Genomic DNA, 18574 nt, shown 5'->3' on the forward strand with positions numbered 1-18574 from the left:
TCATCGTGGGATCGCAAGCCGATCTCTCGTCGCAGGTGGTGGCCCCATGGCACAGCACGCTCCTCTTGTACGCCCGCTGGACACGGATCTCGTACGGGCGCCGGGCGCGGATCCCGTACGTCCGCCCGGTGTGGACGCGCCTCCGATCCGCGAGGTGCCGCAGTTCGCCCCCGTGCACGTGCGCGGCGGGCGGTACGGGCTGCGGCGCCTCACCCGTCACAAGCGGCGGGCCGTGGCCGCGGGGCTCGCCGTCACGGCGGCGGCCCTCGTGGCGGCGGGCCCCGGTGACGCCGGGCGGGCGCGGGGCCATCCGACGGCCGCTCCCCCGTCCGCGTCCGCTTCCTCGTCCTTGTCCTCTTCTCCCTCTTCTCCTTCCGCCACCGCGTCCGTGCGGGGGCAGGGGCGGGGCACGGTGGAGACGGTGGCGGCTCCGGTGCGGATCGCGGACGCGGCCACGGTGCGGCTGCTCAGGCCGGGCGACCGGGTCGACGTGATCGCGGCGGACGGTGACGGCGAGGGCCGCGTGGTCGCTGCCGGGGCGCGGGTGGCCGAGGTCCCGGACTTCGCCGCCACCGAGACCGGGGCGCTCGTGGTCCTCTCCGTGCCCCGGGCCACGGCGGCGCGACTGGCGGGTGCGGGCACGACGGCACGGCTGGCGGTGACACTGTGTTGAGCGCCGTGCGCAATGCCGTACCGACGGCCCTCCTGGATATCGAATCGGTGTCAACTCGCTCGATCTTGCTACCGAATTGGACAGGTCCGGCGGGCCCTGCCGTAGGTTGCGGAGCTGTTTGTTCCACAACTTGTGCAGAGGGGCCTCTTGGTGAGCGAGAAGAAGCAACCCGGTGTCTGGGAGGGCTTCAAGGCCTTTCTGATGCGGGGCAACGTCATCGACCTGGCCGTCGCGGTGGTCATCGGCGCGGCCTTCACCAACATCGTCAACTCGGTGGTGAAGGGCATCATCAACCCGCTGGTGGGTGCGATAGGCACGCAGAACCTCGACAGCTACAGCTCCTGCCTCAAAGACCCCTGCACCGGCACTGGGGACACCGCGACGGGCATCCGGATCATGTGGGGCTCCGTGCTGGGCGCCACGCTCAGCTTCGTGATCACCGCGGCCGTCGTCTACTTCCTGATGGTCCTGCCGATGTCGAAGTTCCTGGCCCGGCAGGCGGCCCGGCAGAAGGCGAAGGAGAACACCCAGGAGGTCATCGAGGTGTCCGAGCTGGAGGTGCTCAAGGAAATCCGCGACGCCCTGGTGGCCCAGCGCGGTCCGGGCAACGGCCGGAACTGACGGACAGGACCGGGCTCGGCCTACGGAAGCTCGGAGGCCGGGTGCGGACAGCAGTCTGGCCCCGGAAACTCGCGGCCCCAGCCGCTGACAGTCGGGGTCGGACCGCACGTGGAGGGCGCGTGAGCGCGCTCGGGGGCCGTCTCCGCACGCTCGGGGGCCGACTCCGGACGACCGGGGGCCGACTCCGGACGATAGGAGGCCGGCTTCGAAAGTTCGGAGTCGTCCTTCGTTCTCTCCAGGCCGGGATCCACCACCGCGGGTCCGGCCGCGGCGGCCCCGGGACCGGCGCTCGCCATGGCGGGGTCGGCGGCAGGCGGCGCCGATGTACGGCGGCTCAGAGGTGGTGCGGCGGCTTCTCGTCGAGGAACCGCTTCAGGTCCGCCACGCTGTCACCGTCACCGCCGGACTGCTCGCCCCATCCCCGGTCCGTGTCGTCCGAGGACTGCTGGCTCAGCGGGTCGTCGAAGATCAGCGCGGACTTCGGATCGCGCGGCGCGGACGCGTCACGCGGTTCGGAGGCGGGGGCGGGGCCGGTACTCATGCGTCCCAGAGTACGCCGAGGGGTCCCCGGCCCACCCCGGTGCGGCCGCGTCCCGCGGCCGTCAACCCGAGCGACCTGGACTCTTTTCTGCTGTGCTTGGCCGTATGACGTCCAGCGCCGCTTCCGAACCCACCCCGACGCCCAGGACGGCCCGACTCGGGCCCCTGCGCAGAATGACCGCCCGGAGGAGGGACGAGGCGCACCGCGTCGCGTCGCCGCTGGAGCTCTTCTTCGACCTGTGCTTCGTCGTGGCCATCGCTCAGGCGGGCGGCGAGCTGGTGCACGCCGTGGCGGCGGGACACGCGGGCGAGGGCATCCTCAACTACGCGATGATCTTCTTCGCGATCTGGTGGGCGTGGATGAACTTCACCTGGTTCTCCTCGGCCTACGACAACGACGACGCGCTCTACCGGGTCGTGACGCTGGTGCAGATCGCCGGTGTCCTGGTCCTCGCCGCCGGGGTGTCGCGGGCGTTCGAGAACCATGTGTACCTGGCCGTCTGGCTCGGCTACGTGATCATGCGGTTCGCGTTGATCGCCCAGTGGCTGCGGGTGGCCCGCGGCACGAAGGGCCCCGAGAGAACCATGGCGCTGCGGTACGCAGGCGGTGTGCTGCTGTGCCAGGTCGGCTGGCTGGGACTGGTGGTGCTGCCGGAGTCCGGGCGTCCCTGGGTGTTCCTGGTGATGGCGATCGCCGAGATGTGCGTCCCCGTGTACGCGGAGAAGGACTACGTCACCTCCTGGCATCCGCACCACGTCTCCGAGCGGTTCGGCCTGTTCACCATCATCGTGCTGGGCGAGACGATCGCCGCGTCGACGATGGCCGTGAAGTCGGCGGTGGACGAGCACGACGCGCTGGGCGAGCTGTTGCCGATCGCCGCCGGCGGACTGCTGATCGTCTTCTCCGCCTGGTGGATCTACTTCGTGGTACCCATCCACGGGCGCCTGCGGTCCAGCGCCCACGCGTTCCTGTGGGGATACGGCCACTACCTGATCTTCGCGTCGGCGGCCGCGATCGGCGCGGGCCTGGAGGTCGCGGTCGAGCAGGCGGTCGGCAAGACACCGATCTCGACGCTCGCCGCGTCCGCCGCGGTGACACTGCCGACGGCGCTGTACTTCCTCACGGTGTGGCTGTTGCACGCGCGCCATTTCAAGATGGGCATCACACAGCAACTCGTCCTGCCGACGACGGCGTTGCTGGTGATCCTGTGCACCTTCCTGCACAGCTGGGCGGTGCTCGCGGCGGGCGTCGTGGCGGCGCTGTCGGTGGCGGTCGGGGTCGCCCTGACGGCACGGATGGTCACAACGCAGGGGGTGGGTACCGCGGGGCGGGAAACACTGGAGACATGACAGTTGACGCTCTGACGGATGTCGCGGGGCTGCGCGTGGGACACGCGACGCGTACCGGCGACGGTTGGCTCACCGGCACCACGGTCGTGCTCGCTCCTGCGGGCGGCGCCATCGCGGCCGTGGACGTACGCGGCGGCGGGCCCGGCACCAAGGAGACCGACGCGCTCGACCCGCGCAACCTGGTGCAGAAGGTGGAGGCGGTCGTACTGACCGGCGGCAGCGCGTACGGGCTGGACTCCGCGTCCGGGGTGATGGCCTGGCTGGAGGAGCGGGGCCGCGGGGTGCGGGTGGGCCTCGATCCGGCGCACGTCGTGCCGGTCGTGCCCGCCGCCTGTGTCTTCGACCTGGGCCGCGGCGGCGACTTCCGGGCGAGGCCGGACGCGGCCACGGGCCGGGCCGCGGTCGAGGCTGCCGACGCGAGCGGACCGGGTGCGCCGGTAGCGGAGGGGTGCGTGGGCGCCGGGACGGGGGCGACGGTCGGGCGGATCAAGGGCGGGATCGGGACGGCGAGCGCCGTGCTCGACTCGGGGATCACGGTGGCCGCGCTGGTGGTGGCCAACGCGGCGGGTTCGGCGGTGGATCCGCAGACGGGGGTGCTGTACGGGGAGTTGCTGCTAGGCGGTCGTACGGCCTATCCCTCCGCCGAGGTCCACGAGGCGGCGCGGCAACGGCTCGCCGAGGCCGCCGCGAAGAACGCGCCTCCCCCGCTGAACACCACGCTCGCCGTCGTCGCCACCGACGCCGACCTCACCCGCGCCCAGGCCCACAAGCTCGCCGGTACGGCCCATGACGGCATCGCGCGCGCCGTCCGCCCGGTCCACCTCCTGAACGACGGCGACACGGTCTTCACCCTGGCCACGGGTGCCCGCCCGCTCAGTCCCGACAACCCCCTGGCCCTCAACGAGATCCTCGCGGCGGGCGCGGATCTGGTGACCCGGGCGATCGTCCGCGCGGTGCGAGCGGCCGACCCGGTGGACGGACCTGGCGGGGTGTGGCCGTCGTACGAGGAGCTGTACGGGAGCGCATAGGGCGGGTCCTGGCCCGTGGCTGCGGGTGGCCCGCTGCCCTCGCTGACGCCAAGTCGGGTCAGGGGGAGGGGGAGTTCGTCGTGGGCCCGGTGGGTGATTGTCCCGGTTCTGTCACGCGACGGTGTTGGGCCGGGGACGGGGGGAACCCTTCGCGGCACCGCTCGCTCTCTATCCACGCACTGGAGCGGATCACGCACATCACAAGAAACTGGAGTAGCCCGTGACAACGCCGAACATGACAGCGCGGCGCGCACTGGGGGCCTGTGCCGCCCTGATGGTCGGCGCCCTCACCCTGACCGGCTGCGGCGGCAACGCCAGCGCCGACGCCAAGGGCGGCAAGGACAGCGGCACCTCGGCCAAGACGTCCACGGCGAAGATCGTCATCTCGGCCAAGGACGGTTCGACGGACGCGTCCATCAACGCGACCGGCGTGAAGGTCAGCGACGGCAAGCTGACCGACGTCAAGATGACGGTGTCGGGGTCCGGGACGGCGGTGCCGGGGGCGATCACCGCGGACGGGACCGGCTGGAAGCCGACGGCGCAGCTGGAGCGCGGGACGAAGTACCAGATCTCGGCGACCGCGAAGGACGCGAGCGGACGCACGGCCGCCGCCAACTCCATCTTCACGACGGTCTCCTCCAGCAACAGCTTCATCGGCACGTACACGCCCGACAACGGCACCACGGTCGGCGTCGGAATGCCGGTGTCGTTCAACTTCAACAAGGTGATCAGCAACCAGAAGGCCGTGCAGTCGCACATCACGGTCACGTCCAGCAGCGGGCAGCAGGTGGCCGGGCACTGGTTCGGCTCGCAGCGGCTCGACTTCCGGCCCGAGACGTACTGGAAGGCCGGTTCCAAGGTCACGATGAAGATCGACCTGGACGGCGTCGAGGGCGCGAACGGCGTCTTCGGGGTGCAGAAGAAGACGGTCACCTTCACCGTCGGCCGCTCCCAGGTCTCCACGGTCGACGTCAACACTCAGACCATGACGGTCGTGCGTGACGGCCAGACACTCAAGACGGTGCCGATCTCGGCGGGCAGCCCGGAGCACACCACGTACAACGGCCAGATGGTGATCTCCGAGAAGTTCGTCCAGACGCGGATGAACGGCTCGACGGTGGGCTACGGCGGCGAGTACGACATCCCGGACGTGCCGCACGCGATGCGACTGACGTCCTCGGGGACGTTCATCCACGGCAACTACTGGTACAACCGCGGGAACCCGCCCTTCGGACAGCAGGGCACCAGCCACGGATGTGTCGGTCTCGCCGATGTACAGGGCGCGCAGGGCGACACCAGCGCGAAGTGGTTCTACGACAACTCTCTCGTCGGGGACGTCGTAGTGGTGAAGAACTCGCCCGACAAGACCGTCTCGCCGGACAACGGACTGAACGGCTGGAACATGTCCTGGAGTGCGTGGACCGCGGGAAGTACGGTCTGACCTGGGGCCGTTGACGTCACGGCGGGCCGCGCGGGAACTTGCCGCGCGGCCCGCTCGTTTTCTGTCCGTACGTTTTCTCGGTTCGCAGGATTGATGTCCGACCGAGGGGCTACGGTATGCACCCACAAGGTGACATGCAGCAACGCCGGGAGAAGCCTTGAGCGTTCCGTACGAGACAGCAGCGTACGAACCACCCGAGTCGCCCGAGTCTCCGGAGGAGCACCTCGAGCGACTCCTCGGCCGTGCCCTGAACTCCTTCGAGCTGCCCGACGAGACGATAAGACGGCTCGACTGCGCGCTGGCGCACGACAGTTCGCTGCACTCCGCGCACCACAGCGCGGGGCTGCACCGCGAGACGTACCGGCACACCTGGCTGCTCGCCGACGGCTCGGCGGTCACGCTGTGGGAGCTCGTGCACAACACGGCGCTCGGGAGTGAGCCGCAGCACGAGGTGTATGCCGACGAGGAGGAGCTGCGCGCCGCCACGGCCCGGCTGCCGCTGCCGCCGGACGCGCCGGACTTCGAACTGCCCGTGATGGTCCATCCGTCACCGGTCCCCGAGCCGCGGCACGTCTACCTGACGGACGACTCGGCGGATCACGCGCGGCGGTTGCTGCGGCGGGCGGAGAACGCGGACCGGCCGGGGGCCGACATCACGACGCTGCTGCTGCGCACCGCGTTCGCGCACCAGATCACCCAGGCCTTCGGGCGCCCCTGCCGGGCGGGCCAGGTCGGGCTGTGCTTCTCGCTCTACGAGCACGCGTTCCTGCTCCGCGACGGCCAGGAAATCTCCCTGTGGGAGGTCGAGCACACGGCGACGCCGGACGGCCGGCACATGTGCGAGGTCTATCCGACGGAGCACGCGGCCCGGGCCGCCATGGAACGCCGGGCGGCGCGGCTCGCCTAGAGCCTGGCGTGTCGAGCGGAACACCCCCTGCGTCAGGGGGAGCCCTCGTTCGTCAGGGGAGCCTTCGTCGTCAGAGGAGCCCTCGTCGTCAAGGGAGCCTTCGTCCTCAAGGGAGTCCTCGTTCCTCGGAGGAACCCCCGTTCGTCAGGGGCGACTGTCGCTGAACTGGCGTACCAGGCCCGCGAACGCGGCGCGTTCCTCGGGGGTGAGTTCCACGGTCTCCGCCGCGGGGCCGGACCGGCGTTGACGCGGCAAGGCGCGGAGCACCTGCCCGTGATGGCGCACGGCGGCCTCGGTGCGGGCGCGGCGCAGCAGGCGGGACAGGCCGACGACCCAGATGACGGTCGCGAGGGCGAGGACGGCCACACCCATCAGCTGGAGGATCGACACATGCTCAGGCATGCCCCCAGTAGACACCACGGTCCGGGACTTTGGCCCCGGACCGTGACGTATCTCGCAGATGCCCTAAAAGGGCGAGTAGTTGGCCGTTCAGGCCGCGACCGGCTCCTTGGAGTCGACCTTCGCCGCTATCGCGGTGTCGGCGACCCCCGCACCGGTCCCCTCGGGGGCCTGCTTGCGCATGCCCTTCAGGACGACCACCAGGGCGGTGGTGACACAGACACCGGCCGCGATGGCGATCAGGTAGAGGAACGGGTTGCCGATCAGCGGGACCACGAAGATGCCGCCGTGCGGGGCCCGCAGCGTGGCGCCGAAGGCCATCGACAGGGAGCCGGTGACCGCGCCGCCCACCATGGCGGAGGGGATCACGCGCAGCGGGTCGGCCGCCGCGAAGGGGATCGCGCCTTCCGAGATGAAGGAGGCGCCCAGTACCCAGGCCGCCTTGCCGTTCTCCCGCTCGGTCTCGGTGAAGAGCTTGCCGCGCACCGTCGTGGCGAGCGCCATGGCCAGCGGCGGAACCATGCCCGCCGCCATCACGGCCGCCATGATCTTCATCGCCGAGTCACTGGGGCTCGCGACGGCGATACCGGCGGTGGCGAACGTGTACGCGACCTTGTTGACCGGGCCGCCGAGGTCGAAGCACATCATCAGGCCGAGCAGCGCGCCGAGCAGGACGGCGTTGGTGCCGGTGAGGCCGTTGAGCCAGTCGGTCATGCCCTTCTGCGCGGAGGCGATGGGCTTGCCGATGACCACGAACATCAGGAATCCGACGATCGCCGCGGAGATCAACGGGATCACCACCACCGGCATGATGCCGCGCAACGCCGCCGGGATCTTCACCTTCTGGATCCCGATCACCACACCACCGGCGATGAGACCCGCGGCCAGACCGCCGAGGAAGCCCGCGTTGATGGTGAGGGAGATCGCGCCGCCGACGAAGCCGGGCACGAGACCCGGCCGGTCGGCCATGCCGTAGGCGATGTAGCCGGCCAGGACCGGGACGAGGAAGCCGAAGGAGACGACGCCGATCTGGAAGAACAGCGCGCCCCAGCTGTCCGCCTGCAGCCACATGAAGTGGTCCATGACCGACGGCGCCTTGTTGATCTTGTAGCCGCCGATCGCGAAGCCGAGGGCGATCAGCAGACCGCCCGCGGCGACGAACGGGACCATGTAACTGACGCCGGACATCAGCCACTTGCGGAGCTTGGTGCCGTATCCCTCGGCGGAGTCACCGGAGCGCTCCACCGGCGTGCCGGGCGCGGAGCCCGCGCTGACCTCGCCGCGCGCGGCCTTGCCACGCACCTCGGTGATCAGCTCGGTGGGCTTGTTGATGCCCGCCTTCACGCCGACGTCGACGGTGGGCTTGCCGGCGAACCGGTCCTTGTCCCGTACGGGCACGTCGTGCGCGAAGATCACACCGTCCGCGGCCGCGATGACCGCCGGGTCGAGCCGGGTGAAGCCGGCCGAGCCCTGCGTCTCGACGACGACCTCGACGCCTGCCTCGCGGCCCGCGTTCTCCAGCGACTCGGCCGCCATGTAGGTGTGCGCGATGCCGGTGGGGCAGGAGGTGACGGCGACGATCCGGAACGGACGCTCACCGGAGGCCCCGGTGCCCGCGGTGGTGTCGGTCGTGTCGGTCGTGGTACCCGCGGCGGTGTCGGCGGAGGCCGCCGCCGACACCGCCACGGAGTTCTTGGAGCCGTCGGTGGACTCGGTGCCCTCGGACGCGGTCGAGGCCGCGGCCGCCGGGGACTCGTCCCCGCGGATGAGCGCGGCCGCGGCCGCCGCGTCGTCCACGGCCCGCAGCGCGGACGTGAACTCGGCGTTCATAAGCTGACGGGCCAGCGACGACAGGATCGTCAGATGCGCGTCGTCGGCGCCCGCCGGGGCGGCGATCAGGAAGATCAGGTCGGCGGGGCCGTCCGGCGCGCCGAAGTCGATCCCGTCCGCGCTGCGGCCGAAGCCGAGCGTCGGCTCGGTGACGTGAACGCTCCGGCAGTGCGGGATGCCGATCCCGCCGTCGAGGCCGGTGGGCATCTGGGCCTCGCGGGCGGCCACGTCGGCGAGGAAGCCTTCGAGGTCGGTCACCCGCCCCAGAGTCACCATGCGCTCGGCGAGGGCGCGTGCCGCCGCCTCTTTGGTCTCGGCGGACAGGTCGAGATCGACCAGGTCCGCGGTGATCATCTCGCTCATCGCGGGCTCCTTCGCACGCGTATCGCCCGGGGGAAGTGGGCGGGGGTGGGGACGGGGGTGCCGCGCTCAAGGAGCGCGGGGTACAGGGGAAGAGAGACCGGGACTGAGATGGCGGAGGCGGGGCCGGGGAAACCCCGCCTCATCAGAGCCGGTCCAGGGGGTGGGGCCGCAGGAGTGGCGGTCGTCATGACACGGGGATTCGTCATGACACCGGCTCCGTGAGTACGCGGTCCGCAGGGACCTCCGACGTGACGGTCACGGCGGAGGGGTCGAGGTCGGCCGGGCCCGGCATCACACTGCCGGGCAGCTGTACGGCCGCGGCGCCATGGGCGACGGCGGAGGCGAGGGCCTCCGGGCCGCGGCCACCGGCGATCAGGAATCCGGCGAGGGAGGAGTCACCGGCGCCCACGTTGCTGCGTACGGCATCCACCCGTGCGCTGCCGAACCAGGCGCCCGCGCCGTCCACGAGCAGCTGCCCGTCCGCGCCGAGGCTCGCGAGCACGGCGTCGGCGCCCATCTCACGCAGTTCCTCGGCGGCCTTGACCGCGTCACCGACGGTGACGAGGGGGCGCCCGACGGCTTCGGCGAGCTCCTCGGCGTTGGGCTTCACCACGTCGGGCCGCTCGCGCAGCGCCGCGAGCAGCGCGGGGCCGGAGGTGTCCAGCGCGATCCGGGCGCCGGCCGCGTGGGCGCGGGCGACGAGGTCGGCGTACCAGGAAGGACCGAGTCCGCGCGGCAGGCTGCCGCAGCAGGTGATCCAGTCGGTGTCGCCGGAACGATACTGCTGACGCACCGTCTCCAGGAGCAGCTCCGCCTCGGCGGCGGTGAGTTCGGGGCCGGGGGCGTTGATCTTCGTGAGCGTGCCGTCCGGCTCGGCGACCGAGATGTTCGAGCGGGTGGCCCCGGTGACCGGGACCGGCGCGACCTCGATGCCCTGCGCGTGGAGCAGCTCGGCGACGAGTGCGCCGGGCGCACCGCCCAGCGGCAGTACGGCGATCGTGCGCTGCCCCGCCGCCGCGACCGCACGCGAGACGTTCACGCCCTTGCCGCCCGGGTCCATGCGTTCGCCGGTGGCCCGGATGACCTCGCCGCGGTCGAGCGACGGGACCTCGTACGTACGGTCGAGGGAGGGGTTGGGGGTGACGGTGAGGATCATGCGCGCACTACTTCCGTGCCACCGCGCTCGATGTCGGTGGCGTCTTCGGGGCTCAGCCCGCTGTCGGTGATCAGCAGGTCCACGTCGCTCAGGTCGCCGAAGCGGGCGAAGTGCTCCTGGCCGTGCTTGGAGGAGTCGGCGAGCAGCACCACGCGGCGCGCGGCACGGATGGCCGCGCGCTTCACGGCGGCCTCGGCGAGGTCGGGAGTGGTCAGTCCGTGCTCGGCGGAGAAGCCGTTGGCCGCGACGAACAGGACGTCGGCGCGGATCTCGGCGTACGCGCGCAGCGCCCAGGCGTCCACGGCGGCGCGCGTACGGTGCCGGACGCGCCCTCCGACCAGGTGGAGCTGGATGCCGGGGTGGTCCGCGAGGCGGGCCGCGATCGGCAGGCTGTGCGTGACGACGGTGAGCGTCGCCTCCAGCGGAAGGTCCCCGGCGAGCCGGGCGACCGTGCTGCCCGCGTCGAGGATCATCGTGCCCTGGTCCGGCAGCTCGGCGACCGCGGCCTGTGCGATGCGGTCCTTCTCGTCGGCCGCGGTGGACTCGCGCTCGGCGAGGTCGGGCTCGAAGTCCAGCCGCCCGGCCGGTATGGCACCGCCGTGCACCCGCCGCAGGAGTCCCGCGCGGTCGAGGGTCTTCAGATCGCGGCGGATGGTCTCCGCGGTGACCCGGAACTCCTCGGCCAGCGAGAGCACGTCGACCCGACCGCCGTCACGGGCAAGCCGGAGAATCTCCTGCTGCCGCTCCGGTGCGTACATGTCCGTTCGCCTCCGATTACTGTGCGGCCGATGCCCGAACTTGTGGTTTCGCTCGGAGGCTACGCCCGGATTTCCGGAAAGTAAACAGGTTCGGGTGTCAGGTGGACACAAACGGGCATCGAGGTGGGTCCGCCCACCCAGCTCGTTCCGGCCTCGCAGAAGCCCTGACGCCGTGTCATCGCGTCCGTATCCTGGACGGTGGGACACAACTTCTCGGGGGGTGTTGTGGACAGGGACGGTCTCCGCGCCCGCCCGGACCATGACTGGCAGCAGGCCGTGGTCCAGGCGCTGTGCGATTCCCCGGTCCTGGGTGACCGCAGTGCCCGCGCGATGCTGGCCGAGCTGATCGGCGACCGGCTGGGGCGGCCGGTGGCCCTGCGGGAACAGGCGACCACGCAGCTGCAGCTGCTCGAACTGGTGCGGTTCTGCGTCCGCGAGGAGATCGCGGCGAACCACGGACTGTCCGCGCTGGCCGACGCGGTGTCACTGCTGGAGGGCCGCAGCCGAACGGCCGACGCCGTCAGTGAGCTCGTACGGGAGCGCGTCCCACGGGAGCACGCCCTACGGGAGCAAGTCGTACGGGAGCACGCCCTACGGGAACACGTCGTACGGGCCGCACCACCGCATGCCCCCTCGCACACCGACCGCCCTGTTCCCCTGTTCCTCTCCTGCGCCGGCGCCGACCTCGCATGGGCGTCCTGGATCGCCTGGCATCTGGAGGACGTCGGCGTCGGCGTACGCCTCGACCTCCTCGACGGACCACTGAGCGGTCTGGAACAGAGCGAGCGCGTCCTCGCCGTCCTGTCCCCGGCCTACGTCGGCTCCGCGCCCGTCCAGCAGGCCTGGCAGACCGTGCACCGCCGGAGCCCGGAGGGAATGGCCGAGTTGCTGGTGCCGGTCATGGTGGAGCCGTGCCGGCCCCCATGGCCGCTGTCCACGGTCGCGCACACCGACCTCACGGGCCTCGGCGAGGACGCGGCCCGCACCCGGCTGCTCGACGCCGTCGGCGTCACCCGCACCGTCCCCACCAGGCACGCCGCACCTCCGCGCTTCCCCGACCCGGCGGGCCGACGTTGACGGGACGGGGCGGCGCGGGCCGCCACAACCCGGCGCTGCGGATACGGGAGCGGATCGGCGAGGAGACCCTCGACGCACTGCTCGCGGTCCCCGCGCTCCACGACCGATACGCGCGCGCCCTGCTGACCGATCTGGTGGGCGAGGCGCTGGGACACCGGGTCGACCTGCGGGAACAGTCCACCGTGCCACTACAGCTGCTGGAACTGTTCCGTTTCTGCACCCGCCACCAGGACGGGCTGTCGGCACTCGCGCGGAAACTGCCGATGCTGGAACCGGGCTGCCCGCAGGGACCCGTCGTGCAACGGCTCGCCGACGAGTGGACGGCCGTGGACTCGCTCGACGGCCTGCCGGAGGTCACCGGTTCCTGGCAGTTCCTCGGTGCCACCCTGGGCACGCTGGCCATGTCGTACGCCATGCGGACGGCCCTCGTCCGGACGGCCACCGAGGCCAGGGTCTCCGCACCGCCGCCGCACGCCGACACCTGCTGGCACGACTTCCTGCACATGGCCGGGCAGGGAGCTCCACGGGGCGGGCTGCCACCGTGGATGGTCTACCTCGACCGCACTGCCGACGCGATGGGCCACCCCGTCGCGGTCGAGCTGCTCGCACGCAACCGGCAGTGGGCCCTGAGATGCGACCTGGCCGAGCTGCTCGACCTCGACCGCGCCCGGACTCCGGCGCCACCGCCGGCGGTCAGGCCGGGCCAGGAGTACCTGGCGATCCACATCGCTCCGGACCCGCTGGAGAACGGGCGGTACACGGTCTCGTACTCCCTCATGTCCGACGCCGGCGGCCCGAACTGGCAGCACGGCGACCCGATGCAGCGGGTGCCGACCGACGGGCTGCAGCACGCCGTGACCCGCATCATCAAAACGGTCGAAGGGGGCGGCGGCGACCGGCTGGCCCATGTGTGGCTGGAGTTCGTGCTCCCCTTCGAACTGCTCAACCTGCCCGTCGACTGGTGGCCCCGGGACACCACCGAAGTACCGAACGTGCCGCTCGCGGTGGACTACCCGGTGGTCGTGCGCAGCCTGGACCGGCTGCAGAACCGGGACTGGTACCGGTTCTGGCGTACCCGCTGGCAGCAGCTGGCGCGCGACGAACACCCGTCGAAGTCGGTGTACGTCAACGTCGCGCACCAGAACGGCAACCATCTGCGCGGCCTGGAGGCCCGCCTCGGGGACAACGAGCACTGCGTGGCCCTGGTGCTGAGCGAGCCGCCGCTGCCCGACCACGGCAACGGCCGCCGGGAGCTGCACGCGGCCCTGCGCAGCGGGCTGCCCGTGGTGATCTGGCATCGCGCGGGCCGCTCCACCAAGGAGTTCCGGGGTGTCCTCGACGGGCTCCTCACCGAGGGCCTGTCGCGGTTCCCTGCCAAGGTGGCCGCCTACCGCCGCCGTGCGGCGATCGACGCCGCCGACGACGAGGACGCCACACACATCGGCCGCCACCTCGCGGTCCTGTGGGACGACCCCGACCGCAAACCCGTGCGTCCCGAGCCACCGTGACCACGGACCAGCAGTGCGGATCCATGACCGAGGACCAGCAGTGCGCACCGGCGCCACCGGTCCGGGCATCGCAGCCCAGTCGTCGTACGGAGGGACGCCGTTCATGCCGCCGAACAGCCAGTCGTGGGGACTGTACCGAGGCACGGGGCTGCCCGGTGCGACACAGGAGGAGTGGCCCCAGGCACCGGCCTGGCGCAGCTTCGGCGGCGGCCCCGAGCTCCCCCCGCCACCCGTCGACGACCCGTGCGCCCCCGCGGTGCTGGGCACGATCAGTCAGCCGCTGCCGGCTCCACCGGACGAGGTGGCCCGGGTGAACGTGGCGCTGCACCTGCGCCGCCCCCTGCTCGTCACGGGCGAGCCCGGCACCGGCAAGTCGTCCCTCGCCTACCGCATCAGCGGGGAACTCGGCCTCGGCCCGGTCCTGCGCTGGCCGATCACCTCCCTGAGCACACTCCGGGAAGGCCTGTACGACGGCCCGCACGAGGGCCCGCACGAGGGTCACGACGCGAGCGAGTACGGCGGTGGGATCCGCCTCGGGCCCCTGGGTACCGCCTTCCTCCCGTACCGCAGGCCCCGTGTGCTGCTGATCGACCGGCTGGACCGGGCCGAGATCGGTCTGCCCGAGGACCTGTGCACGGTACTGACGGCCGGAGGATTCTCCCTGCCGGACAGAACGGTGCGCTGCCGAGCCTTCCCCGTGGTGGTCATCACCACCACGGGTGAGCGGGATCTGCCGTCGGATCTCGTACGCCGCTGTGTGACCCTGCGGACCCAGCGGCCCGGCCCGAACCTGCTGCGCGCCATCGCCGCCAACCGGTTCCCGTCGGAGCCCGGACGTCCCGGCCCGGCGCCGGACGCCGTGGACGCCTTCGTCGAACGGGCCGCCGCCACCGAGGGACCGGTGCTGGAACGGTTCCTTGACGCACTCCGCCTGGCCGCCGACGGTGTCCTCCAGGCCGTGGCGGAGGACGGCGACTGGCAGGAGGCCGTCGACACCCTCTGGCAGTGGACCGCCCCGGAGGAGCCATGACGAGGCCCGGCCCGTTTCCCGCGGCGCTCCCGCCGGGGCTCCCGGAGGCCCTGCGGCGCATCGGCACCGCGCTCGGCACCACGGTCGGCCGCGCCGCTGTCCGGGACGTGGCGGTGGTGGCCGACGCGGGGCCGACGATGGGGATCTGGCACCGGACGGTCCACGAGTTCGCCACGACGCTGCATCGGTGCGGGGCCTTCGGCCGGATCACCACGCACAGGCTGCCGTACGGGCACAGTGCCGACCCTGCCACCCTGCCGCGTCACCGTGCGGGCACCCGGCTGACCCTGCTCCTCACCGACGGCGCGGGCCCGCGCTGGCGCACCCACGAGGTGGAGCCGCTGCTGCGCCGCTGGGGCCAGTCCGGACCACTCGCGCTGATCCACCTGCTGCCGCACCCGGTGTGGCACACGACGGGGCTGCGCGGCTGGCAGGTGCTGCTGCGCTCGCCCGCCCCGGGCGCGGCCAACCACCGGATGCGGTGGCGGCCCCGCGGCCTGGGCCCCGATGTCCAGGGCCTGCCGCCGGCCCACCGTCCCGACGTGGCGGTGCCCGTGCTCGAACTCGCCCCCCGCTGGCTGGACGCCTGGTCCGGCCTGCTGGGCGGGGGCCCGCCGTCGTGGCTGCCGATGACGGTGATGTTCCCCCGGGCGCGCGTACCCGCCGCTCCGGCGGCGGAGCCCGACCCCACCCCGGCGGCTCGGGTGGCGCGTTTCCAGTCGTCCGTGCCCCGGAGCGTGTTCACGCTCGCCACCATGCTCTCCGCGATCCCCCTCGGCGCCGGGCTGATCGAGGAGGTGCGGGGCGCGCTCCTGCCCGGCACCTCCCTCACCGACGTCGCGCACCTGCTGGTGCACGGCCTGGTGCGGCCGGCCGACGGCGGGCACACCACCTTCGCGTTCGCCCCCGGGATCCGCGAGGAGCTGCTGGCCACCGGACGGCGTACCGATGTGGTGCGGGTAGTCGAGTTGATCGGGGATCGCCGGGGATCCGGCGGGGAACACTTGTGGCGACTGCCCCGGTTGCTGCGCGGGGCCGCCGTGCACCGACTCCCGCCGGTCGACGCGGAGTCCGGGCCGTGGCTCATGGCGGAGAGCGCTGTGCTCCACGCCCTGTCCGGGCCGTTCCTGAAGCCGGCGAGGGAGGTCGACGAGGCCCTCGCGGCCGCCCCGGCCGATCGGACCCGCCCGCAGCACGCACAGCACCACGGCACCGCCACCACACCCGCAACACCCGCAGCACTCACAGCACTCACAGCACCCAGCGATGCCGTCGTCCGGCTCCCGGGCGACGCCGACCGTCGGACCGATCAGGGGAAGAGGAGGCCGGTGATGCCGCAGCAGGCCCCGGCGAGCACGGTGGGCAACGGACGTACCAGGAGCACGCCCACGATCTGGGGAAACATCCCGCCCAGGAATCCGAACTTCACGGGCCGCGAGGAACTCCTCGACAAGCTGCACCAGCGGCTCCTGCGGGAGAAGGCGACCGCCGTGCTGCCCCACACGCTGCACGGCATGGGCGGCGTCGGCAAGAGCCTGCTGGCCGTCGAGTACCTCTACCGTCGTATGGCGGAGTACGACGTGGTCTGGTGGATCTCCGCGGAGCGCACCGCGCAGATCTCCCTGTCCCTGGTGGAACTGGCACCACGCCTGGGCCTGCCGACCGGGTCCGACGTCTCCTCGACCGTCGCCTCGGTCCTGGAGGCACTGCGCATCGGTGTGCCTCACGCCAACTGGATCCTGGTCTTCGACAACGCCGAAAGCCCGGAATCCGTACGGCAGTTCTTCCCGGCCGGAGGACCGGGCAACATCCTCGTCACCTCGCGCAATCCGCAGTGGGCCTCCGTCGCCCGGCCGCTGGAGGTCGACGTCTTCATGCGGGAGGAGAGCAAACAGCTGCTGCGCATACGCGGTCCGGAGATCAGCGACGCGGAGGCCGACCGGCTCGCGGAGGCACTCGGTGACCTGCCGCTCGCCATCGAGCAGGCCGCCGCCTGGCACGCGGAGACGGGCATGCCCGTGGACGAGTACCTGCGGCTGCTCGACGAGAAGCGCGTGGACCTGCTGCGCGGCACCGCGCCGCTCGGCAACCAGCATCCGGTGATAGCCGCCTGGAACATCTCCCTGGACCGGCTGGAGGCCAAGAGCCCGGCCGCGTACCAGCTGCTTCAGGTGTGCTCCTTCTACGCGCCCGAACCCATCGCGCGGACCATGTTCATGCGGATGCCGCCCAGTCCCATCACCCCCGAGCTGGACGCCGCCCTGGAGGATCCGATCCGGCTCGGCCAGGCCATCCGCGACATCGGACGCTACTCCCTGGCCCGCTTCGACCACCGCACCAACTCCCTCCAGATGCACCGGCTGGTGCAGGCGGCGCTGCAGTTCCGGATGACGGAGGCGGACCGGGCCACCATGCGGCACGGGGCGCACATGCTGCTGGTGGCGAGCGACCCCAACGACCCCAGCAACGCGCTGCGCTGGGATCGGTACGGCGCTCTCTATCCCCACGTGGTGGTCTCCCGCGCGGTGCAGTCCGACGAGACCTGGGTGCGCAGGCTGGTGGTGAACGAGGTCAAGTACCTCCTTCGCTGGGGCGACTACGAGTCCTGCCTGGAACTCGCCCTTTCCGCGTACGAGAACTGGTCCCGCCGACTGGGCGAGGAACACAGCCAGACCCTGCAGATCGCCCGCTGGCTCGGATTCCTCCAGTTCAGCATGGGCCGTTACAAGGAGGCCGCCGAGCTCAACGCGACGACGCTGGAGGCCTATCTCAGGTCGCTGGGCCCCCAGCACCAGGACACCTTCGACGCGCTGGGCAACGTCGCCATAGACCACCGCGTGCGCGGCGCGTTCGCCGAGGCCCTCCAGCTCTCCGACTCCGTGCACCAGCAGTACGTGCAACTCATCGGTCCGGACGACCCGGAGACACTGCGGGCCGCGCACAACCTGGGCGTGAGCCTGCGCCTGGTGGGCCAGTTCAGGCGCGCCTACGAACTGGACAAGCAGACCCGGCACAACCGCATTCAGGCCTTCGGCCAGGATCACATCGACTCCTTGCGCACCTGGCTCGGGATGATCGTCGACCTGCGTGAACTCGGCGACTACGACACGGCGTTGACCTACCACCGCGAGATCACGGAGCAGGCCACCACCCTGCTCGGCGACAGCAATCCGTTCACCCTCTCCTGTGTCCGCCTCCTCGCCGTCGCCCTGCGCAAGGCCGGCGAACACGAGGAGGCGGGAGCCACGGCGGAGCACATCCGCTCCGAGCTCGTGCGCCGGTACGGCGATCAGAACCCCGAATCCATGGCCGCCACGCTCGAGCTGACCATCCACCTGCGGCACCGGGGAAGCCTGGACGAGGCGCTGCGCCTGGGCACCGAGATCTGCCGTCGCTACGAGGACACCTACGGCAGGCACCATCCGCACGCCGTGTCCGCCGCCGTGAATCTCGCGATCACCTACCGGCTGCTGGGCGACGCGGCGGCCGCGCAGTACATGGACGCCGTGGCGCTGGACCGGCTCACGGAGATGCTGGGCGCGACCCACCCCTCGACGCTGGTGTGCCGCACCAATCTCGCCAGTGACCACTACGCACTCGGCGACCCGGCCGTCGCCCTCGACCTCGACACCGAAACGGTGCGCAGGTCCCGGGAAGTCTTCGACGCCGACCACCCCTCCACCCTGGCCTGTGCCGCGAACCTCGCGATGGACCTGCGGGCCGTGGGACGCGTCGAGGAGGCGGAGGCACTGCACGGCGACACCCACAGCCGTCTCCTGCGCACCCTGGGCAGCGGTCACCCGGCGGTCGGCCAGGCTTTTGACCGGGACCACCGAGCGGACTGCGACATCGATCCGATGCCGCTGTGACGGACCCCGTACCGCGATCGTCGA

At 71.5% G+C, this 18574-nt stretch carries 15 protein-coding genes; 10 read left to right on the forward strand and 5 right to left on the reverse strand.

What is annotated here, in order from left to right; genetic code table 11:
• Window positions 1-46: 46 nt before the first annotated feature.
• A complete protein-coding gene (locus AQJ27_RS32740; protein ID WP_079065419.1) occupies window positions 47-673 on the forward strand; it encodes a CpaB family protein in 627 nt (208 codons plus the stop codon).
• A gap of 150 nt (window positions 674-823) precedes the next feature.
• Complete coding sequence (gene mscL / locus AQJ27_RS32745; RefSeq protein ID WP_067376555.1) at window positions 824-1294, forward strand: large conductance mechanosensitive channel protein MscL; 471 nt, start codon at window positions 824-826, stop codon at window positions 1292-1294.
• A 334-nt stretch (window positions 1295-1628) separates the two neighbouring features.
• Here the strand turns inward: mscL and AQJ27_RS32750 are convergent, their stop codons facing one another.
• Window positions 1629-1835: a hypothetical protein gene (locus AQJ27_RS32750; RefSeq protein ID WP_060901778.1), complete on the reverse strand. Its 207-nt coding sequence runs from the start codon at window positions 1833-1835 to the stop codon at window positions 1629-1631.
• Between the two features lie 104 nt (window positions 1836-1939).
• Here AQJ27_RS32750 and AQJ27_RS32755 point away from each other — a divergent pair, with 104 nt between their 5' ends.
• The 4 genes from AQJ27_RS32755 to AQJ27_RS32770 all read left to right on the forward strand — a co-directional run bounded on the left by AQJ27_RS32755 (window position 1940) and on the right by AQJ27_RS32770 (window position 6560).
• Window positions 1940-3184 carry a low temperature requirement protein A gene (locus AQJ27_RS32755; RefSeq protein ID WP_067376375.1) on the forward strand — a complete coding sequence of 415 codons (1245 nt, stop codon included), beginning with the start codon at window positions 1940-1942 and terminating at the stop codon, window positions 3182-3184.
• Window positions 3181-4212, forward strand: a complete 1032-nt coding sequence (locus AQJ27_RS32760) for a P1 family peptidase (protein ID WP_067376381.1) — start codon at window positions 3181-3183, stop codon at window positions 4210-4212. Before AQJ27_RS32755 ends, AQJ27_RS32760 begins: the two co-directional genes overlap by 4 nt.
• 235 nt (window positions 4213-4447) lie before the next feature.
• Window positions 4448-5653: a L,D-transpeptidase gene (locus AQJ27_RS32765; RefSeq protein WP_425275240.1), complete on the forward strand. Its 1206-nt coding sequence runs from the start codon at window positions 4448-4450 to the stop codon at window positions 5651-5653.
• Window positions 5654-5810: 157 nt separating this feature from the next.
• On the forward strand, window positions 5811-6560 hold the full coding sequence (locus AQJ27_RS32770; RefSeq protein ID WP_067376386.1) for a DUF6227 family protein: 750 nt from the start codon (window positions 5811-5813) through the stop codon (window positions 6558-6560).
• A gap of 144 nt (window positions 6561-6704) precedes the next feature.
• Here AQJ27_RS32770 and AQJ27_RS32775 read toward each other — a convergent pair whose 3' ends face one another.
• The 4 genes from AQJ27_RS32775 to AQJ27_RS32790 all read right to left on the reverse strand — a co-directional run bounded on the left by AQJ27_RS32775 (window position 6705) and on the right by AQJ27_RS32790 (window position 11066).
• Window positions 6705-6962 (reverse strand): hypothetical protein, encoded by a 258-nt coding sequence (locus AQJ27_RS32775; protein ID WP_067376389.1) that lies wholly within the window; start codon window positions 6960-6962, stop codon window positions 6705-6707.
• A gap of 87 nt (window positions 6963-7049) precedes the next feature.
• Window positions 7050-9152, reverse strand: a complete 2103-nt coding sequence (locus AQJ27_RS32780) for a PTS fructose transporter subunit IIABC (RefSeq protein ID WP_067376391.1) — start codon at window positions 9150-9152, stop codon at window positions 7050-7052.
• A 202-nt stretch (window positions 9153-9354) separates the two neighbouring features.
• Window positions 9355-10308, reverse strand: a complete 954-nt coding sequence (gene pfkB, locus AQJ27_RS32785) for a 1-phosphofructokinase (RefSeq protein ID WP_067376394.1) — start codon at window positions 10306-10308, stop codon at window positions 9355-9357.
• Complete coding sequence (locus tag AQJ27_RS32790; RefSeq protein ID WP_067376397.1) at window positions 10305-11066, reverse strand: DeoR/GlpR family DNA-binding transcription regulator; 762 nt, start codon at window positions 11064-11066, stop codon at window positions 10305-10307. The genes pfkB and AQJ27_RS32790 overlap by 4 nt, the downstream gene beginning before the upstream one ends.
• Before the next feature lie 225 nt (window positions 11067-11291).
• Here AQJ27_RS32790 and AQJ27_RS32795 point away from each other — a divergent pair, with 225 nt between their 5' ends.
• Genes AQJ27_RS32795 through fxsT form a run of 4 tightly spaced genes read left to right on the forward strand, consistent with a single transcriptional unit; the run spans window position 11292 to window position 18550 of the window.
• Window positions 11292-12143 carry a toll/interleukin-1 receptor domain-containing protein gene (locus AQJ27_RS32795; RefSeq protein ID WP_067376400.1) on the forward strand — a complete coding sequence of 284 codons (852 nt, stop codon included), beginning with the start codon at window positions 11292-11294 and terminating at the stop codon, window positions 12141-12143.
• Window positions 12140-13651, forward strand: coding sequence for a VMAP-C domain-containing protein (locus AQJ27_RS32800; protein ID WP_067376404.1), 1512 nt, complete (start codon window positions 12140-12142; stop codon window positions 13649-13651). Before AQJ27_RS32795 ends, AQJ27_RS32800 begins: the two co-directional genes overlap by 4 nt.
• Before the next feature lie 40 nt (window positions 13652-13691).
• Complete coding sequence (locus AQJ27_RS32805) at window positions 13692-14681, forward strand: AAA family ATPase (RefSeq protein WP_096240119.1); 990 nt, start codon at window positions 13692-13694, stop codon at window positions 14679-14681.
• Window positions 14678-18550, forward strand: a complete 3873-nt coding sequence (fxsT, locus tag AQJ27_RS32810; RefSeq protein WP_235613667.1) for an FxSxx-COOH system tetratricopeptide repeat protein — start codon at window positions 14678-14680, stop codon at window positions 18548-18550. The genes AQJ27_RS32805 and fxsT overlap by 4 nt, the downstream gene beginning before the upstream one ends.
• Window positions 18551-18574 lie beyond the last annotated feature (24 nt).

It is taken from the genome of Streptomyces olivochromogenes (genome assembly GCF_001514115.1).
In the GTDB taxonomy this organism is placed as follows: Bacteria; Actinomycetota; Actinomycetes; order Streptomycetales; family Streptomycetaceae; genus Streptomyces; species Streptomyces olivochromogenes.

Excerpts from the sequence above, each read along its gene's own strand:
- AQJ27_RS32775 (WP_067376389.1), bottom strand. The coding sequence starts at position 6,962 with ATGCCTGAGCATGTGTCGATCCTCCAGCTGATGGGTGTGGCCGTCCTC.
- AQJ27_RS32740 (WP_079065419.1), top strand. The coding sequence starts at position 47 with ATGGCACAGCACGCTCCTCTTGTACGCCCGCTGGACACGGATCTCGTA.
- pfkB (WP_067376394.1), bottom strand. The coding sequence starts at position 10,308 with ATGATCCTCACCGTCACCCCCAACCCCTCCCTCGACCGTACGTACGAG.
- fxsT (WP_235613667.1), top strand. The coding sequence starts at position 14,678 with ATGACGAGGCCCGGCCCGTTTCCCGCGGCGCTCCCGCCGGGGCTCCCG.
- AQJ27_RS32755 (WP_067376375.1), top strand. The coding sequence starts at position 1,940 with ATGACGTCCAGCGCCGCTTCCGAACCCACCCCGACGCCCAGGACGGCC.
- AQJ27_RS32790 (WP_067376397.1), bottom strand. The coding sequence starts at position 11,066 with ATGTACGCACCGGAGCGGCAGCAGGAGATTCTCCGGCTTGCCCGTGAC.
- AQJ27_RS32765 (WP_425275240.1), top strand. The coding sequence starts at position 4,448 with ATGACAGCGCGGCGCGCACTGGGGGCCTGTGCCGCCCTGATGGTCGGC.
- AQJ27_RS32780 (WP_067376391.1), bottom strand. The coding sequence starts at position 9,152 with ATGAGCGAGATGATCACCGCGGACCTGGTCGATCTCGACCTGTCCGCC.
- AQJ27_RS32760 (WP_067376381.1), top strand. The coding sequence starts at position 3,181 with ATGACAGTTGACGCTCTGACGGATGTCGCGGGGCTGCGCGTGGGACAC.
- AQJ27_RS32750 (WP_060901778.1), bottom strand. The coding sequence starts at position 1,835 with ATGAGTACCGGCCCCGCCCCCGCCTCCGAACCGCGTGACGCGTCCGCG.